Source organism: Pseudomonas sp. M2, assembly GCF_015751845.1.
GTDB classification, from domain to species: Bacteria; Pseudomonadota; Gammaproteobacteria; order Pseudomonadales; family Pseudomonadaceae; genus Aquipseudomonas; species Aquipseudomonas putida_E.
In genome coordinates this window covers 5,202,189-5,220,051 of the sequence record NZ_JADOUD010000001.1, presented here as the reverse complement: position 1 = coordinate 5,220,051, position 17,863 = coordinate 5,202,189, and the positions used below count along the sequence as shown (strand labels likewise).

Annotated in this window: 15 protein-coding genes; 6 read left to right on the top strand and 9 right to left on the bottom strand. The window is 52.7% G+C overall.

Annotation, left to right across the window (positions count from 1 at the left end):
• Positions 1 to 119: 119 nt before the first annotated feature.
• From IWW33_RS24190 to IWW33_RS24170, 5 genes are all read left to right on the top strand, one after another.
• Positions 120 to 686, top strand: coding sequence for a hypothetical protein (locus IWW33_RS24190; protein ID WP_231386190.1), 567 nt, complete (start codon positions 120 to 122; stop codon positions 684 to 686).
• Between the two features lie 2 nt (positions 687 to 688).
• Positions 689 to 2,638, top strand: coding sequence for a caspase family protein (locus tag IWW33_RS24185; RefSeq protein ID WP_174141216.1), 1,950 nt, complete (start codon positions 689 to 691; stop codon positions 2,636 to 2,638).
• A gap of 273 nt (positions 2,639 to 2,911) precedes the next feature.
• Positions 2,912 to 3,475, top strand: coding sequence for a hypothetical protein (locus IWW33_RS24180; protein WP_174141215.1), 564 nt, complete (start codon positions 2,912 to 2,914; stop codon positions 3,473 to 3,475).
• A 219-nt stretch (positions 3,476 to 3,694) separates the two neighbouring features.
• On the top strand, positions 3,695 to 4,114 hold the full coding sequence (locus IWW33_RS24175) for a hypothetical protein (RefSeq protein WP_174141214.1): 420 nt from the start codon (positions 3,695 to 3,697) through the stop codon (positions 4,112 to 4,114).
• A 113-nt stretch (positions 4,115 to 4,227) separates the two neighbouring features.
• Positions 4,228 to 4,530, top strand: coding sequence for a nucleotidyltransferase domain-containing protein (locus IWW33_RS24170; protein ID WP_174141213.1), 303 nt, complete (start codon positions 4,228 to 4,230; stop codon positions 4,528 to 4,530).
• A 67-nt stretch (positions 4,531 to 4,597) separates the two neighbouring features.
• On the opposite strand, the gene IWW33_RS24165 is transcribed toward IWW33_RS24170, so the two are convergent.
• On the bottom strand, positions 4,598 to 4,894 hold the full coding sequence (locus tag IWW33_RS24165) for a hypothetical protein (protein ID WP_174141212.1): 297 nt from the start codon (positions 4,892 to 4,894) through the stop codon (positions 4,598 to 4,600).
• Positions 4,895 to 5,064: 170 nt separating this feature from the next.
• On the bottom strand, positions 5,065 to 5,520 hold the full coding sequence (locus IWW33_RS24160; RefSeq protein WP_174141211.1) for a 3'-5' exoribonuclease: 456 nt from the start codon (positions 5,518 to 5,520) through the stop codon (positions 5,065 to 5,067).
• A 42-nt stretch (positions 5,521 to 5,562) separates the two neighbouring features.
• Here IWW33_RS24160 and IWW33_RS24155 point away from each other — a divergent pair, with 42 nt between their 5' ends.
• Positions 5,563 to 5,910, top strand: coding sequence for a hypothetical protein (locus IWW33_RS24155; protein WP_174141210.1), 348 nt, complete (start codon positions 5,563 to 5,565; stop codon positions 5,908 to 5,910).
• 53 nt (positions 5,911 to 5,963) lie between these two features.
• Here the strand turns inward: IWW33_RS24155 and IWW33_RS24150 are convergent, their stop codons facing one another.
• The 7 genes from IWW33_RS24150 to IWW33_RS24115 form a co-directional block, all read right to left on the bottom strand.
• Positions 5,964 to 6,716, bottom strand: coding sequence for an NAD-dependent deacylase (locus tag IWW33_RS24150; RefSeq protein WP_174141209.1), 753 nt, complete (start codon positions 6,714 to 6,716; stop codon positions 5,964 to 5,966).
• Between the two features lie 1,161 nt (positions 6,717 to 7,877).
• The gene (locus tag IWW33_RS24140) at positions 7,878 to 8,879 is read right to left on the bottom strand and encodes a metallophosphoesterase (protein ID WP_174141208.1); all 1,002 of its coding nucleotides are present in this window, start codon (positions 8,877 to 8,879) and stop codon (positions 7,878 to 7,880) included.
• 500 nt (positions 8,880 to 9,379) lie between these two features.
• Entirely contained in the window at positions 9,380 to 10,537 is a 1,158-nt protein-coding gene (locus tag IWW33_RS24135) for a hypothetical protein (protein WP_174141207.1), read from the bottom strand.
• Positions 10,538 to 10,669: 132 nt separating this feature from the next.
• The gene (locus tag IWW33_RS24130) at positions 10,670 to 12,046 is read right to left on the bottom strand and encodes a HEPN domain-containing protein (protein ID WP_174141206.1); all 1,377 of its coding nucleotides are present in this window, start codon (positions 12,044 to 12,046) and stop codon (positions 10,670 to 10,672) included.
• A gap of 177 nt (positions 12,047 to 12,223) precedes the next feature.
• Positions 12,224 to 15,262: an AAA family ATPase gene (locus IWW33_RS24125; protein WP_174141205.1), complete on the bottom strand. Its 3,039-nt coding sequence runs from the start codon at positions 15,260 to 15,262 to the stop codon at positions 12,224 to 12,226.
• The gene (locus IWW33_RS24120; RefSeq protein WP_174141204.1) at positions 15,259 to 15,858 is read right to left on the bottom strand and encodes an ABC-three component system middle component 1; all 600 of its coding nucleotides are present in this window, start codon (positions 15,856 to 15,858) and stop codon (positions 15,259 to 15,261) included. The genes IWW33_RS24125 and IWW33_RS24120 overlap by 4 nt, the downstream gene beginning before the upstream one ends.
• Positions 15,855 to 17,822, bottom strand: coding sequence for an ABC-three component system protein (locus IWW33_RS24115; RefSeq protein WP_174141203.1), 1,968 nt, complete (start codon positions 17,820 to 17,822; stop codon positions 15,855 to 15,857). Before IWW33_RS24115 ends, IWW33_RS24120 begins: the two co-directional genes overlap by 4 nt.
• Positions 17,823 to 17,863 lie beyond the last annotated feature (41 nt).

Sequence of the window (17,863 nt, the reverse complement as noted above, 5' to 3'; positions counted from 1 at the left end):
TTCTCGCGTCTCAGGTGAAGGCGTTATGTCATTATCGGGTCAGCTAGGGCAACGGGTTAGGAGCAATGATGCGCGATAGGAATCACCCATTTCCATTCGACTCCCAGGCGGAGGGCGTGATGAAAGCATTCGTCAAAGAAGCTGGCGAGGAGCTTCGAAATGCCCAGAAGCAGGTAGGGGGAGGCGAGAACGCCCTTGTCTTCAACCATGGCGGCGCTTGGCAGTCTCACCACAGCTATGCGCCAAATCGAGTTGCTCAAGCACAGACGCTTTCTCATGAAACCTGGCTCGATATGGAGGATGTCATGATAGGGCGGCTAGACGTAATCGAACGTACAAAGAAAGAAATTGTTAACAGTATGGCTGAGAGTTTTGAGCGATTTCTCTATCAGATGCTGTCAGACACCTGTGAAGAAAGTGGGAACGTCATTGACGGAAATGGAAAAAGCATAGGGGAGCACCTGCTCGAAACTATCAATAGCATTGAGTTCTCAGTAAACAAGGATGGAACGATATCACGCCCGGAGCTCAGGGGCAGCCCAGCCACTGCAAAGCTCATTGAAAATGATCCCTCCACTCGCTCACCAGAGTTCCAGGCCAAATTGGTAGAGATTCTGAGACGCAAGGTATCGGAGGCAATCGCACGAGAGTCCGAGCGTAAAGCAAAATTCTCCAGGAAAATGTAGTTATGGCTGCCCGAGTCTTACTGTGTATCGGATGTGATGGTTACGAGCATATGGATACGCTCCGTGGCGCTGAGAGCGATGCGGCTGCTATCAGAACTGCATTGACGACCGGAGAATTGAGCTGCACTTCTGCAGAGGACTCATACCTCCTGCTCAACCCAAATAGGGGTGACGTTGAGAACATATTCGTTGAGCTCCAGGATAAATACAGAGAGATCCAAAGCCTCACGATCTATTTTGCAGGACATGGCGAAGAGGCTAACAACAGCTATTTTCTATGCCTACGAGACACTCGACCTGACCGTCTATCAACAACCGGTTATGCCATAAGCCGGCTATTTGAGTTCTTCAACGAATTGAAGGCCGCTCACTGCAACGTCATCATTGACGCCTGCAGCGCAGCCGGCTTGGTTTCCAACCTCAATGTCCTACTAAAGCCTGAGGTCATCGGCAAGTCGAAAACCTTCGGTGTCTCATTCTTTGTCTCTTCTGCCTCTAATCAATATGCCTATGAGGATGACTGTGGAGGCTACGCTACGGCAGCTTTACTGGAGGTCTTGCAGGGAAAACTCGACACTGGCTCACGAGCTAGATATCTCGACCTGGTGGACATCGGGCGGCCCGCAGCTCAACACGTTTCCGAACAAACCAACGCTGAGCAAATGCCCTCGGTATGGGGAGTGAACCTTTATGGTCACATGCCGCTGTTTGGCAACCCTCACGCCAGTGATACCCATGCGACCTCGCTACTCGGCCTGACGGGCATCACTCCAGCATCGCCAGCCGGGCAGGCTATCAGTGAGCATTCCTCGGCACTCTACAGTCTGTTGTTTGCCCAAGATCAGGATTTAGGGCCCGATAAGCTCCTACCCGTGCTGTCTGAGTTCATGACTAGACTTGAGGCCTTTCCAGATGCACCAGCCGTTTTCATTGAGGGCATCTGGCATTCACTAGAGAAAAATGCTCGTCGCCATCAAAACTCTTTTGCGTTAGTCGAGCTGAGCGCTACATGCATAGCGCTGCTGCTAGAGTCATCTGGAAAAGATAGTAACTCAGCTGCATGTATCGCCGTGCTAGCGCAGCGGCTAATCGATGAGTGCGAGCGTTCATTGCTTGAGATTGTAAAGTCACTCCACTCGAACGAAAAAGCGCTCTGTAGGCATGGCATACCTGATCTTTTCTATCTTCCTCAGCGAGTATCCAGGATTCTTGGCTGGAGCGCTGCTGCCTTGCACTTTGCTCATGAACTGGGTACCGACGACTCTGCCGTGCGCAGTTGCATGGAAGAAATCAGTGGCTACCTCACTACTCACTATGCAAGCGTTCTGGCGGGTATGAGTGAGGATGAGGCCCCATTCTGGGCAGTTTTCCTGACAGCCGTAAGTGCGACCGAAATGAATGGCCTTGGCGAGCTTATTGTTAGCCTACTAATCAGCACACTCATTGACTGTGGGGGTGGGCTAGCTCGCCCCCTGCTCGAACCACCCCAGGCCTACAGCTACCTGTCGGCACGGGCGCGGAAGAACCCAGAAGGGCTGAAACAACTGAGCAGCTCACCGTCTGAAACACTCGCGCTAGTAATGCTTACCTGCAGTAAATTCTGCCTGCGTGAAGAGCTCGATATGCATCTCGTAGACCTTGACCATGCACATCTCAATATTTTCATTCCGGATAGTCATCTGGCGTTCAACCACCCGGTCGTTCGCGCAGGAATCAACCATGTGTTCCAAATTGGTCATAAGGTCTGGAAGGTTGAAGAGCTCTTAGAGCGCTGGGACATAGCCTGCAAGCCCCAATTCCTGGGCGATAGCTCTCTCGCTCTGCGCGCCACTCGGATTGGGGCAATCTGTTCGGCACTCATCACTCCAGATCGCGTGCCTTGGTTCCTACTGAATAATGTGCTTCACGGCGAGACCACTAGCATGATACCGGAGAGCGCGCAGGCGTCGTAAGGGGGCTTCTGAACCAGCTAGCGCAGGTTAACCGCAATGCCATATCATCGCCAGCCACGATGGCTTTGAGCCATTCTTTTGGTGCTGCACAGAAATAGGAGGGAAAATGGCAGAAAAGCCAAGTAACACCGATAAACAGGTACCTCGTAGACGAGGGCAGGGCGACCAGGGTAAGGCCCTCAGAGACGAGTCATTTGAGAAGAAGGATCGAAATACAGTGTTTGACACCCTAGAACCACCAGCCCCTCGACCACGGCCAAGTAGAGGGAACTGATGAGCGATTTGGCAGATTCACTTCAGATAGATTGGGAGAAGCAGATTTTTGCAATTCGCAGATCAATCCGCTACCACCTGAGGCGAACGGCCTACTTCGACGCCTTGGACAAGGTCACTAACATGGCCTCGGTCATGTTCGGATCTGCAGCCATTTATGGAGTGCTAAGCAAAAAAGCCGAATCGTTGGCACTGGTAATGTCAGCGCTGGTCACCTTCATCTCCACGATCAACCTAGTCGTTTCGAGCGCTCAGAGGGCCAGGGCTCACGCGGACTTCGTTCGTCAGTACGTCGATCTAGAAAAACGCTTGCTTAGCCCTCCCAGCGAAGAAGAATTGCTCTCGATCAGGCAAGATCGATTAACGATCGAGGCTTCAGAGCCCCCTGTGCTGCACGTGCTAAATGCTATGTGCCATAACGAGGTTATGCGTTCCATGGGCTATGACCACAGTGAACTTGCCTCGATCGGTGCATGGCAAAGACTTTTCTCCCATTTCTTCGATTTCCGGGAGCACAAGATCCGCGCCCCTAAACCAGTGCCTGATGCAACTGACGCAACCTAAGTCCGCTGATGGAATGGCAATTCCACGTTGATTCTATTGATCTAGGCTGACCTCACTGCGGCTTCCGCTCGGGAGGAGCCGCAGAAGGGACGCCATTGCTCATAACTCTGTCTTTTACGCCAGCATTTCAAGGCTATGTTTCGGTTAGGCGAACGCGTCGAACACTATTACGATGGGGAGAGGGCGAGCATGGGGCTCGCCTGAACGTTAGGAATAAAGATGTTCGGATCATCATACGACCCTCGATTTCCCATTCCCGAAATGACTACTGCCAATAAGTACATCAAGCAATTGGGCTGGGTGGGCACCCAATTGCTGACGCTGTGCTGGGCATTCGCGACAGTCAATGTGAGCGCGTCGGTGCTTTTGGCTGTCGTAGTGGCCTGTGCCTTGTACCTAGCGTGCATCGGCAGAAGTTACCGTAAGGCGTATCCCCTCATCGCGGCTTCGATCTCAGGTAGTGATCTGGTACGGTTGTTCGCCAAGGCATGGCCTGCATTTGTGGCCATTATCATAGTCTCCGGCCTTGCCGTAGATGCGTTCACCTGGCAGCAAATAGGGAATTTCAAGACCGAGCTCATGGGTCTGGCAGCCTTGCCATACGCAACCTGGATCGTGAAGAAACTCCTCGAAGACTAATGTCGCTCAGGATGAGGTGAGTGGTTCTTACGCGGATCACCCACCCTGTAAGCGCATTAGATCGCACTCGTTAACCAAGCAGTCAGTCAGCCAGGCGACACTTCAGGTGCACCGTGAAACCATCCGACGCGATCCAAGGGAAAACTCAGCAGATCAGGCAAGCTGTCGAAGCGTGTGGATTCGTAAACGTCCGTATGTTCGGCTCCGTTTGCCGCGGCGAAGACATCGAGGGCAGCGACCTCGACCTCCTCGTGACCATACCAGCTGAGAGGGAAGGGAAGATCTCCCTCTTCGACATCTTGGATCTTGAGTCGACGCTAGAGGAAATGCTGGGGATTCCGATTGATCTGAACGTCGCGAACAACATGCCTGAGCATCTCAAGCCTGAGGTCGAGCGCTCTGCCATTCCCCTATAGGTATGAGTCGACACCTGCTAAAGGGCGTCCCCAAAAACTCAGAACTATCACAAATGCGTCACTTCTATCAAAAATGCGACATTTTTGAGGCGCCACCTTGAATCAAAAATTCAAAAACGGAGTCCTTTTGTTTGTTCTCAAAAGCAAAGCAGCGGTGTCCCTGCCACACCTGAACATGCCGCATCGCACTGGCTCGCATGCCTGCGTTTTGCCTTATCGAATGTGATCTACTGCGAAGCGACTTTTTGGGTGAATTTGAGGGTAAATCTTTAGGGATTTTGACTGTGGGCATGCCTGCAGGAACAATTGTCGCCTCTTTGGGGCCTGGAAGGCCCTCAGCTAGCTTTTGCAGCCAAAACAGCATGTAAATAAGCCTTATTTTTTGTGGGTATTTGACATGCCGATCAGGTTGTGATGCGCGGAGTACAAATGTGCTCTCACCTCTGAATCCACAAGCTGTCGACTCCACCATCCTTCTGGAGATTTTTGGCACAGTCTCTAGGACGGACAGCAGAAGCAGTGACGGAGGAGTGCCTAGCCATTGACTTTCGGGACAAACATCCCGGCGATGATCCGCGCATCGAGCAAAGCATGATGGGGGAGGTCTGATCCATCGTTCAGCGGCTCGAGGCTGAGTGCATTGGTGGGCGCCGGATAAACGTTCTGCGGCCACTTACCGTCGTGGTACGCGAGTTCGCAGAACAGCTCCCAATCGAATTCCGGGGCATCAGTCACCACGGTGGTCATGGAATCGAATGAGCGTAGAAACGCCAACAGCTTGTCACGGGCATCGAGTATGAGGCAGCTGTAGTCGTCACCCCACAATTGAGGAAGCACGATCTCCTTTACAAAGTCGCTGCAGTCGTCGAGGTGCCATGTGTCGAGCAATTCGACATAAAATTCCCTGCCGTCCTCTGCAACCAGCGCCAGCGAAATCAGCTTTGCTGTGGCATTGAGCTGCGTGAATTCGCAATCTAGAAAAATTCTCATCAGAAGGATCCTGTACCACTAATGCTTCGTAATCGATTCACGATGGCCCAAGAAGGAATGCTCTGGAAAGCTGCGTTGGAACACTTGGGCCCCCAAAGACTTCTCGAAACCGTGGTTGATCTGCTGCGTTCCTTCGGGCCGAGACCCGCCCGCAGCCAAAAGGAGTATCTCGAACGGCAATGGCTAGGCGAGGACATTCTCAGGATAGTTAAGAGCGCTCAGGTGGAGGCGGGCATCAAGGCGCCAGGCCCAGACGATCTGCCCAATAGAGTTACGATCCTGGCGTGTTACAGCGATTACCTCGCAGACCGTCTCCTGCTGCTCGTGCCAGCTGACGTCCTCCCTCGTGAACTGGTGGGAAGGCGAATTGATGATGATATGGGCATCTGACGCAAAAGAGGCTCTGCTGCGCTACGAGCCCGAGCACAAACGTTGAGCACGTATCATCCAAAAGCTTGCTCAAGGAGCGCCTTCATCATGTCTGCGGCCGAACCGTTGAGCCAAATCTCCTGGCTGCAGACCTCTACACGAGCAGGATTGACGTGTATGACTTTCGCGCCTGCTCCTAACGCACGTAGGGGCAGCTCTGCGGCTGGATATACGACACCGGACGTGCCGATCGAGAAGAACAGATCACAGGCACCTGAGGCAGCAAAACCCGCGTCCCAAGCTGCGTCTGGAAGCATTTCTCCGAACCAGACGACTCCGGGTCTGATGTATCCGTTGCATGCATTGCACCGAGGAGGCTCAAGACGGCAACCATCCGCGGGTAAATCATCAGAAGGAAGTGATGTCATGTGAACATTTCCGCAGTCAATGCACCTGGGGGAGTGAAGACTGCCGTGAAGGTGGATCACGTCTTGGCTCCCAGCTCGCTCATGCAGATCATCTACGTTCTGAGTCACGACTGTCACCCTAGGAACGTGCTTAGCGAGTTCTGCTATCGCGAGATGAGCTGCATTCGGTTGCGCTTGGAGCACTTTCAACCTACGCCACTCATACCAACCCCAGCACAGCCCAGGATCCGCACGGAACGCTTCGGCTGTCGCTAATTGAGCAGGGTCGAATCGTGACCAGAGACCGGTCAATGCATCTCTGAATGTTGGGATCCCACTCTCGGCGGATACGCCGGCGCCGGTGAAAACGACAACGTGCCTTGCCTTCTGCAACAGCTTAGCGATGGTAGTGAGCGGCATTGAGATGTCCTGGAAATTCTTTCCCTTGAGGTTACCCGAGCCTACTCCTGTTTGGTCATTGTGCGATGCTGAGGGATCGAGCAGCAGTGTTTGTGTAAGTCGTATAAGTGTCCAGAAAACCAAGCTGGCGCTAAGACGCAGGTAAGACCGGGTAGGGGCGGTTCACATCAAAAATAACTGTATGGATATACAGATTACCTGTCAGGTACGGAGAAACTCACACCGATTGAGTAGATTTTGCATCGCTGGCGCTGGTAGAACGGCACGGAACCGGACATGCCATCAAAGCCCCATAATTTCTCGTAAGCCCCAAACCACGGGCCTTCCAGGCTAATTTAGCTGCCTTTTCTGGACAGTTATGAGACGGCAGCGAGCTCTGAGTATCAAATCTACCGGCAGGGAAAAGAATACTGTATGCATACACAGTTTACCCGCGCTAGGACAAATCAGTGTCTTCGATGGGGTAGGCGCGCCGTTTTCCACAATGCTAGGGTGAAGCTCGCGAGACGCCATCCACACCATCTCCGAGGCACCAATGAAAAGGACAGGAAGTCGCCAGCGCGCTAGGGAAAGCATCGTCAGAATGATCGCAAAGATCCAGAAACTCGAGGCAGCCCGTCACTCAGGGCAACCTGGAATCATTGAACGACTGAAGGGTATGGTTGGAGCCGCGCTCAGGACACAGCAGGGTGTCGAGTCGAACCGGAAGTACAGTAGGGCAGATGACTTTGCCGAGCATGGCTTACGTGCCAATTTTCTTGGGAAGAACTGTCCGAGTTATTGAGCGGCCTGCTGGCGATGAGGCAAGAATCAGCAGTCTTGATCAATCGCTGACGCCTATAGCCTTGTCGCCACTGAAAGATCCACGAAACTACTCGACCTGAGTTTGTACGGGTACCGCGTGCAAGCGGAGCGCGCAAGGCGTGAGGATCGAAGCCCGGAGGGCCAAGCCGAAAGCGAAGCGGCCGGCTTGGTTCACGAGAGCCGACCCAACGGGCACGCCCAAGAAAGCCCTATATGCCTACTCGTCGAGCTCCAACCGACATACCGGCTTACCACACCGGGTCAAAATGAACGTATGACCTTTCTCTGCGAGCTTGAGCACTCGACGAAAACGTCGACGCGCCTGGCTGATGCTCATCACGTATTCCATAAAACCTCTTAACCTAACAACCGCCGAAGGAGCCCTTCAACCTGCGTGTTCTCATACCTGGCACATAGCTCGTCGAGCTTGGCGCCCCGACGCTCACCAGTCATAAGGCTCACACCATGCAGCGCGTTAACTAGCCGTTCCTGCTCCTCAACGCCTTCGCGAACGTCTAGCCACATTGAATTGACCAGCTTCACCACGGACTCCAGCTCCGCAGCCAGAACCTGTGTCTCGATGAGCTTGTTACTGTTCACTGTCGTCTTGAGAGCCACGGCACGCTGCTCAAGCTCCTGGAGCTGCTCGCTCAGGCACTCAGCCTGGTCGATCGACGTAGCAGCACCATCAATGAAGATTTTGTCTTCCTGAATGCTGTAGATGGCCAGCGAACCGTCAGCGCCGCCGGTGACATCCAGCGCCAGCACGTTGCCTAACCTCAGAGGCCGCGAAATCCACGTATGCCCGGTACAGACTCGCCACACACCCGGGACGCCTTCACGATGGTGCTTAACGATCCGATCTCGCCCCCACAAGGCGATTTCCTCCATCGCGGGATTGTCGAGTTGCTCCAGGAAGGTCGACCAGGCCATGCCCGTCGGCACATCAGCATGCACAACGCCCACGACGCCCCGACTTGACTCAACCTCGATCGAGACCGGAAGACTCCGAAGCTTCTCAATGATCATCGCTTTTGACTCATCAGCGATCGTCATCCACCAGCCCGCGCCATGCGCAGAATAGCGAGCCTCGGGATTGGCTTCATAAGCGTCGATTAGCATCCGCTCGTGATTGCCCTGGACACTGAAGAACCAGGGCTCGCCGAGCAGCTTTAGCCCATCCAATACACCAGGCCCGCGGTCGATGACATCCCCTACAGCGATCAGCCGATCCTTGGTTTTATCGAACCCCAACGCGTGCAGTCCGCGGTGTAAATCAATCGTCTTGAAGTGTATGTCCCCGACTACAAAGTCGCGGCCGTAGAGATTTTTCGGGAGCTGGAGAACCTTAGAATTCATAGGGCAGGGTACGTCTCCGGTGCCGTTGCCGGCATGTCGATAACCCGCATATTTTCCGCTTATCGAGCGCATACGTCGAGGAAAGCGGCCTCTTCAGCAGCGCCTCCCGTAATGATCCCAAATGGGAACATTACGGGCATTTTTATCGGTTAATGTCCCAAAACGGGATCACTATGGAAAGCGCTGAACTGGCGCTGAGACGAAAAATATCTGTCGCCGCCTTGGAATTCACTACTCATGAGGTTAAATGGCCTGGCAGGGTGTTACCGGCCATTGTAAGAGGCCGGCGATCACACCTTACCGATACCCCCGCCGTAGGCCATGGCGTCCACCTAATTTAAGTGGACACAATTTCTGGCCCATCAGTGATGGAGGAGCTGAAACGACTGAGTGTTCTGCTGCTTGAGGAGCCAAACCCCTAAATAGAAAAACAGCTTTTGGCCTTTCTTCCGAGTGAGTGACTGTTCATGAGCCAGCGCTGAAAGCTTGCCCTGAACGAGTTATGTTGATTTGCTCATATCACAAGTCAACAAGTCGAATAAATTAACTTCCTCATCGGGGGAGAGGTTGTCAATTACTCTTCTGAGGTGGGCCATAAAATTAGTGGCTGATTCATTGCTGAGGTCGAATTTCCGCTTCAAGAAATCTACCAAATGCAGTGTGCGCTCTCTATCTGCAAAGTTCGAGTGGCGGAAGTCTTGAACTGTCCTATCAAGAATGAGGATCGCGAGTTCGTCCTCTTGAAAGGAGCAATATGCTTCTGGAGATAATTCGCCGATTGATTTTACGATGCTGGTATATATTTCGACCAACTCCCCGGTGAATTCAATGGACTTAACCCAGCTATCGTTATATTTTGGAGCCCCAGATACCATTGAAAAGGTTTCTCCCTTATATTCAACAGAGATGTCCGCTCCGTGATGAACGCCTCCGTTGTGAACGGTATTGCGATGCATTCGGAGGAATTCGACTATCTTCTTGTCCGTAGGTAGATCTCTCGGATAAGAATCAATAGATATTTTGCTCAAGATGGCGTTGAATTTGTCTGGGAAAGATATATATGCGCCCTGTAATTTTAGAGCGCGTTCTACAAGCAAATCCTTACAATTCTGATCTTCGGCTTTCGCATAATTGTCAAGAATTTTTTTGGCCTTGATTAGTCTGCTGTCATAATATTTTTTGTCAAACTCTGATGCAAAACAAGAATATAGAATAGTTAACCATTTTTCAAAAGCTGAAAATGCAGAAATACTGAAGTCAAGCATGTGACTTCCAATGATCTGGTTGATACGCTGACGCATCAGCTTTTCAATGTCAGACAGTGAGTATTCAAGGTCTTCAGGAGATATTTTAAAGGTTTTATTATTGAATGTTATCGTATCACCAAGGTGCCCATCCGCTGACAGCTCTGATAGCAAACTCTCACAATGTTGGCCTCGAGTAATGTTGGATATTTCTTCATTTATCATAAAGACGATGGAGAGGTCGCACACGTCCCGCATGTGAGAATAAATGCTGTTGGCGTAGACGAATGTGAAATTGTTGCGATTAAGTGTGTGAAGATCATTAAGTACATGCTTTTCCAAAAAGAAGCATTTGTTTTTTAGCGCAATAAAGGCAGATAGTATGTCTTTGTGGGTCTTATCGAAAGCGCTCAATTTATGGCGTCCTTGTTCTAGTGGAGGATCGGAAAGCTATGTATGTTTACCGTAAGCGTTCTGCGAAGATACCTAGCTGAACACATATGCAGTTAAGGCGTTTCCAGCTCTTGGAGTCGACACTCTCAACGGTCAATCAGCGTTAGCAATCAGATGGTTAGCTGAGCGCATTAGCCGCGAGAGGTTAGGCTGTCTTACTAGCTTAATGGCCTCCACAGTCGGTATTCCTAAGTGCGTCAGGAGGCAAAGAGTGAACAGCACTCGTAGCTGAAGAATCAGAGCTACCAGTGGAGCGCCTTTCAAGGCCTTTTTCTCACCTTTCTCGTCATAGTGGGCATGATAATTTCGAGTGTTTCTGGTGTCTTTCACCACCTGTTCGATAGCAACGCTTCCACCGAAGACATCAACGAAAGGCTCCAGCAGGGAGTTCAGACGATCGCCAAGCGTCAGCTCATTGGCAAAGCAAAGTCTCTGCTTGATCCACTCTTGATCAGCTTCAGGGGCCCCAGATACGATGGCAGCCAGCTTCTTGCGAAACTCATCCTTTGGCCAGCGCTGGCCTGACCTTGTTCTGCGGTGAAAAGCCTCCAGGGCTTGGGTAATCGCTAAAAATTTCGTATCGTTGTACGCTAGGCTTTCGTCTTGCACAGCAAAGAAGTGGTGAAGCGCCGGCATCAGCGTGTCGTAATCTGTCAGCCATGCTTGCAGCATAGGGGTTAACTGATCGGCGATTTGTTGGTATGGGAGCAGCATCAACTGTCCAGACCTTTTCTTGGCCGGGGTGCCGTTATTCAAACTTTGAAAGTAAACCTCTTGCCATTCTTTTGCGCAGTCCTGTTCAGTGGAGCTGACACGTAGCGAGTGGATAGCGACAGGGTGCCCAACGCACAGCGCTAGGAATCGAGTTATTTTGTGCGAAAGGGAAATAAAGAAATTGATCGGCTTTGGGGAGCCTGCCTTTATGGTCATGTAGGCTTGTTGCCGCAGCTCCGTGATCGGATAGTTCACCCTGCCAGGGAAGGTAGCTTTCATTCCAATCTCAAGCCGAATGTCGTCATGCAGGGTGCACTCAAATGGCTCAGATGGTTCAAAGTCGATCGTCCAGTCTGAAAGGTCAGTTCCGATTCGGGGTTTGAACACCGATTTTCCATACCACTCACTGAGCTCCTCTACGACAAACTCAAGCTCATCGAATAAGCATTCTTCGGGCATCCCCATGCCGATAAATGCAATGCGGGCGGAAACCAGGGACGTTGAGGCACCTCCGCCGAGGGAGACATTCATCTTCTCATAGGAACACTCCTCAAGCGTCATGTATCCACCCTCGATCTTCCCAATCAGCCTGCCTATATACATCTCATCCAGAGCGACGAATGCGTTTTCGTCAGCAGTGAGGTGAAGCTCAATCCGTCCTCCGTCGAGAATTTTCAGTGCCCCTGGATACCGCTTCTCAGGATCAGAGGGCGAGAAAAAAAATCCATTTTTTACGATTGGTTCAAGAATGCGCACATTGTCTCCTAACAGGTTAATCGCCTTAAGTTAGGCCTCTGAATAGCTTTCGATTGTTGGGGTGTATAAGCCTGGCTTACGACAGTATGTAAAGGTCGGTTTGACCGCAGCAGCCAAAGCTGCCACGCCCATTGGCTCAGTGTCTGAACCAACGGGCGTGGCGAATGATGGCAATAGTCAATCAGGATTGTTTGTGGTGGGTGAAGGGTGGCTGTTTACCGATAGCTGGTGTTTACCTGGCCAATGGGTCTCTACCGCGGTAACTCCATCCGACGTCGGCACCAGAGACCAAAGCTTTGCCTCAATTCCATCGTTCTGCAGCTTACGCATGAAATAGCGAGCCTGAAGGGCGTCATGGGTAGCGATTACCACTTGGAAGCCATGATCGACAATGTAATCACGAAGAACATCGAAAACGGCGGCTGCGTGAACCATGTCATGATGTTGGGTGGGGTCATCGAGCAGCAAACCTCTCCAGGCAGACCAGGGATGATCGAGCGCCATGGACAGCAGGAACGTCAATTGCAAATCCGTTAATTGAGCTTCGCTCGCTATAGCCGGCACAGCCACTTCACCGCCATGCAGCGGCACTGACACCCCAGCACGCTCACTTCTATAAGCAGTTCGAAAATCCAGGCTCGTTCCAGTAAATCGTTGATCTCTAACCACCCGCTTCAAGAGCGCCTGCCAGCGCGGCACAACGGCTAACACGTGCTTTTGAACGTTAGCGATTTCAGTGGAAAGGGATTGGCTCAGCGATTCCATGGCATTGGACAGCTTGGAGAGGCGCTCTATGCTTGACTCGCTTTCTTCGATGCGCTGCTTGAGATCAGTGGTGAAGTCATCCTCGGAGAGCTCTCCACGCCGTCGATCCAACATGCCTTGGGAGAGACGTGCTTGTTCCAATTTGCTCCAGGCATCGATCTCGATTTTGATCGTCTGAAGTACCTCAGTGTGTCGAGTTAGCTGATCGGCTTTTGATTGCATTTGAGCTTCGTGGCTGCTTGCAACCTCAGCATTAGGATCACCGTCAATCGAAAGCTGGCGCCAGGAAGCCCTGACAGTGGCAAGGCGCGATTGGGCCTCGGTCAGCTGGGTTTGAAGAGCAGCTACGGTGTCCGTAAGTTCTGTCAGCTGAAGCTGTTGTCTGCTCAAAGCAGATTGCTCAGCCGCCGACCTGGCTGTCAGATCATTGATCTGAGCGGCATTCTCCTTTTGAGCGTTCGACAACTCTTCGAGGGTCTGAGTTGGTGGAGCATCTGCGGTGATGGCTGCCAGCGCTGCAGTCGCTTGCTCAAGTCTGATGGCTGCATCTGAGCGTGATTGCCTGGCAGCATCAACGGCACGAACCGCTGCATCGTAAGCCTCCTTGGCCACATCAAATGCGTCCGGAGCAATCGGGGGTGTGAGATTGCTCTGCTTTTCATCTAGCTGGCGCTTCGCGGCGGTATTTGCTTCTCCCCGGCGGCGAATGGACTCTCTAGCGAGAGGTAAGGTATCACCACCGAGCAGGGCGTTTGACTTGAGATCGCTTAGCTCCACCGAAAGACCAGATAGCTGCAGGCCCAACTCGGTAAGCTTCCCTCTGCATGCTGTTAACTCTGCCTCGACAGCTGTCACGGCCTTTCTGCGCTCATCCAGCAGATCTCTAGACATCTTCAAGTGTTCTGCAGCTTGCACAACCTCTGGGTCGAGAGTTTGCAAAGCTTTGGCCACTCGCTTCTTGAGAGCTTCGGCGCCATGTTCAATACCACATAAAGGGCAATCTATGCGGTCGGGGGGGAGGTGAGCCGCAATAGTCGCAACCGCGCTGCGTATGGCATCAGCCGCGGACGTTAAGGATTCGTACCGATGGATTGCGGCCAATACCTCAGCATCAGAGACAGTTTGAGCCGACAGAGCAGTTGCCAGCTTTGCCTGCAGTTGCTCCTCTTCTTCCTCCCCATCACTGATGGCCGCAGAGATATCGACATTGAATTTGAGCAGCTCTTCCCAGCGCCCAACGAATTGTTGCGCTATGACTAGATCGGCATCCGTTTGCAAGAGCGCCTTGCGCTGATCATTGATAAGCGTGTGCTGGAGGTTGAGTTGCTGATTACCCTCATGTTCGGTACGCGATACCGCTGCCTTGCTCTCGGCCTCAACGAGAGCCTGATCGGCGTTCTCTAAAACAAGGCCACGATCCGAAACTAGCTCCTTGGCCTGTGCTTCGCTCGCATATCGGTTGAGCTGCTGGACAATGGCGTCTCGCTCGCGTTCCGCACTCACAAGCTCTTGCTGTACTTGCTCGTGACTGGCCGCGGCAATGCCACGATCCTGTTTCTTGCGTGCTAGATCGTCTGCACCAGACTTCAGCTCTTTACTCAGCTGATCAATGCGTGTTTGCTCTGAAACGAACCGTCCTATGAGTCCATCTACCTCAGCCAACGCTTTGATCTGGTCTTTGAGCCGGGTTAGCTTGGCTTGCACCAACTGCTCTAGTGCATTGTGAACAGTCTCCAAACCATCCTGCCCCAGCGGTGGGACTAACAAACCAGAAGGTAGCTGCTCAAGAGCTTGGGTCTGGCTTGCGATATCTGTAATGGATTCGCCTATGTGTTCTCTGCTACGAAGGGCGCCTTGGGACTGGGCGGCAGCCTGGTCTCGATCATGCTTCAGGCTTTGCCATTCGCTGAACTCCAGTGCTAGGGTTTCTAGCGAGGCCTTTGCCTGGTTTAACTGCTCCGTGAGCGACCGACGAATGCCACCGAGCGCGCTTGTTACCTGTGAGCCGTCCCTCCCAATTGGAAGTTTGGCCAGCTGTGAACCCGCTACCTTCGGATCAGCTTGAACGAGCCAGTCTCTCTCCCGCTGATCCAGTAGGTGAGTAAGCCTGAGGAGGTACGGAATGTCTTCAGAGTCGGTCTCCGGAAAAACGGAGCTTAGATCACCCGACCTCTCAACCTCACCAAGCTCCCCGATGTGAGCGGAGGCATGGGTATCATCAAAATCGAGCCTCACTTCAGCGGTACTTTGAGCGTCTCGAATAATAGGGAGGAGGTTGTCGGCCAGCCGGGAGACTTTACCGGTGAGCCCCAGCTCCAAAGCTTCAAAGATCGCGGTCTTTCCGGTGCCGTTAGGCGCCAGTAGTATCGTGGCTCCCCGGCTAAATTCGATCGTGGTGTCTATGCCGAATCGGCGGATGTTGGAGAGCGTGAGGGACTTGAGCTGCTTCATTTGAAGTCCTCTTCACCATATGTGACACGCTTCAGCGCATCAGCAATATCAGCACCCGCTCTACCGGAAAGCAGTAGCCCGTGCCACTCAGAAAGATGCGGTTCAACCCACGAATGGGCTTTTTTTAATGACTCCAAAGCAGCTAGCAGTGGGTCAGTGATACCGTCAGAGCTACCTGCAGGTGCAAGTGATGCTAGGAAGCTACGATCAAGAAACGAGCTGACAGACTCTTGCTCTCTAGCTACTACCTTCCTGCAAAAACGGTCATCCGTTTCTAGACGTGCTGCGTCCTCGGTGTCGACATCCGCAATGAGTAGGAACATGTAAAGGTCAGCTGTTTGTGGCTCAGGAAGCATGTCGCGCACGTCTGCAGCCCAACGGAAAGCCCCCTGAATATTTGCGAGCTCGAAAGGAAAGGCCGCGATCAAAACGGTTCGCCATCCCGCACCTTGCTGATTGACGCGCTTTAGCTGAATGGTCTGAAACTCCATTTCGGCTAAGGGGGCCGGTAGGTCAACCGCCTGGGGCGCGCAAACTTCATAGCGTCCTTGAGCCCGCTGCTGTATGGCTGAGACCAGTTCAGAAATTTCTATCATTTCAGATTCCCTTCATGCGACTGGATGGCTAACTGGCGCGTAGCCACTCGCTCTTGCAATTGTCTCGAAAAGTGCTGGCGCACAGAGGCTAATGTGCCGCTCCGCAGATGCTTGAACAGTCCCGACCTGGTAACCACAAGAAGAGGCTGACGCTCTACCGCCATACTGTTGAATGCCTCAGCATCATCCGCCATGCTTGCATCCATCAGATCAGAGGGAGAGGCGCTAACGCCTGACAAAATGACGATGGGGGGAGGCGAAGGGCCTATTACTGTCATCAAATGGTCATCAGATAGCTCGCGAACTAGCGGCGTCTTCCCAGATGGGCCAGACCAGAACCGGAGAGCGATGCTCAACACACGGCCGGCATCGGGGAAGCAGTCCCAACCAGTGTTGGTACCCCCCAACCCCACTGCAACTAGGAGTAGTGTTTCAACAGCCGTGACCAGCAGATCTAATGTGCGCGGGCCCAATCGCAGCGCGTGCTTAGCATTCTTACCCTCGGTTTCAGGATAAAGGAGTTGCTCCAGAAATCTCCGGCGGCTTTCAGGGGCGCTATCGAAGCCAGTTGCCCACGTCAACCAAACTGATTCCATGGCGTCCGCGAGATCTGGGTCAGAGATGGTAGCTAGCTTTTCTGAGACCCCTTGGATTAAACGCTGCCACACCAAGTCATCCATAGCCTTTGCGAGAGCATCGGCCTCATCACAAGCGGCGCGAAGCGTATTGAACTCTTTGTCCAACGCGCAAGCTAGGCCCTCAGGGTTTTCAATCCACGGCAAATGACTGAGATCGGACTCTGCTGACCCGAAGGTGAGGCCCAGTTCGTGCCCAACACTAGCGCGCCATGTGGGCTCGCCCAGCATCAGGCTCTGACTGCCGTGAGGCAGGTGCAGTGCTATACGCAGAATTGCTGACGGAAGGGTGAGATTGGCACCGCTTGTGGGTTTGTAAGGTGCGTAGATTCTGAGCTTCCGATTCCCGGACTTACTGCTCCACATATGCTCGACGACACCAGCTGCGGATCTTGGCACGAGACTGCCTAAGTCATGCGTACCTGCAAACGACCATACCTTGCCATTGAGTTTCACCTCATCGCTCAGCTGATACTGAGCCCACGTTACGATGTCGGGACGAAGGCCGTCTTCGAGCTCTCGAATAACCGCATGACATCCCAATGCCGAAACGTCTGAGGTATGTGCTGTTATGTAGGTAATGAGCCGCTCAAGCGTGCGTTCGGGGTAAGTGAAATGGCGTGCTAATGTTGTGTGACAGCGTTGTTCCAATGCTGCATCGTTGCCAATACAGACAATGGTGACTCGGCGCAGCGTGTCACTGATCTGAGTCCAGTTCTCGAACCCACACCAAGTCGTAAGCCAGGTATAGACTCGCTCTGTTGGCCCGTCCTTCCGATTCGCAAGCTCAGTCAGGTCAAGCCCGTCTTGGCGACAGATCTTACACAGCTCATCCAGATGATTGATTGTGAGCCCATCCTTGATCTTGAGTTCTGCGCCCACCAGCGTTAACTGGAAAAGCCGATCGGGTAGGGCTGCGAAAGTACCCTTCCGAGCGTGGGTGGCCAGACTGGCGAAAGCAGTGTCCAGGACGGAGTCAGGCTGACTTGACTTCGGAGCTCTCAACGGTGCCTTGGACGGAGGAGAGTCAAACTCTGTCACCAGCTGCACATGCTTCTTACCTTTGGCGCAGTTGGCCAGGTATTTCGCCTTATCAGGATTCTTGGTGCAAAAATTAGTGGTCTGGCGTTTGATCTGAAGGTGCTCTAGAGAGCGCTCATCATGCTTGATTACAACGTCATCCCATTCCTCAATACCGCCCGTTTCTGCCCCTATTGAAATAGGGGCGCGACGACCGTCGAGAAAACTCTCCAGCATCTCCGAAAGCCGTTGAGCAATCACCAGCTTCTCATAGTGAGACTTCTGCTCCAGCCGGAACCTTCTGATCATACTGACATCCCTTCAGCCAATCTTCGCCTTGCCAGCGGCGC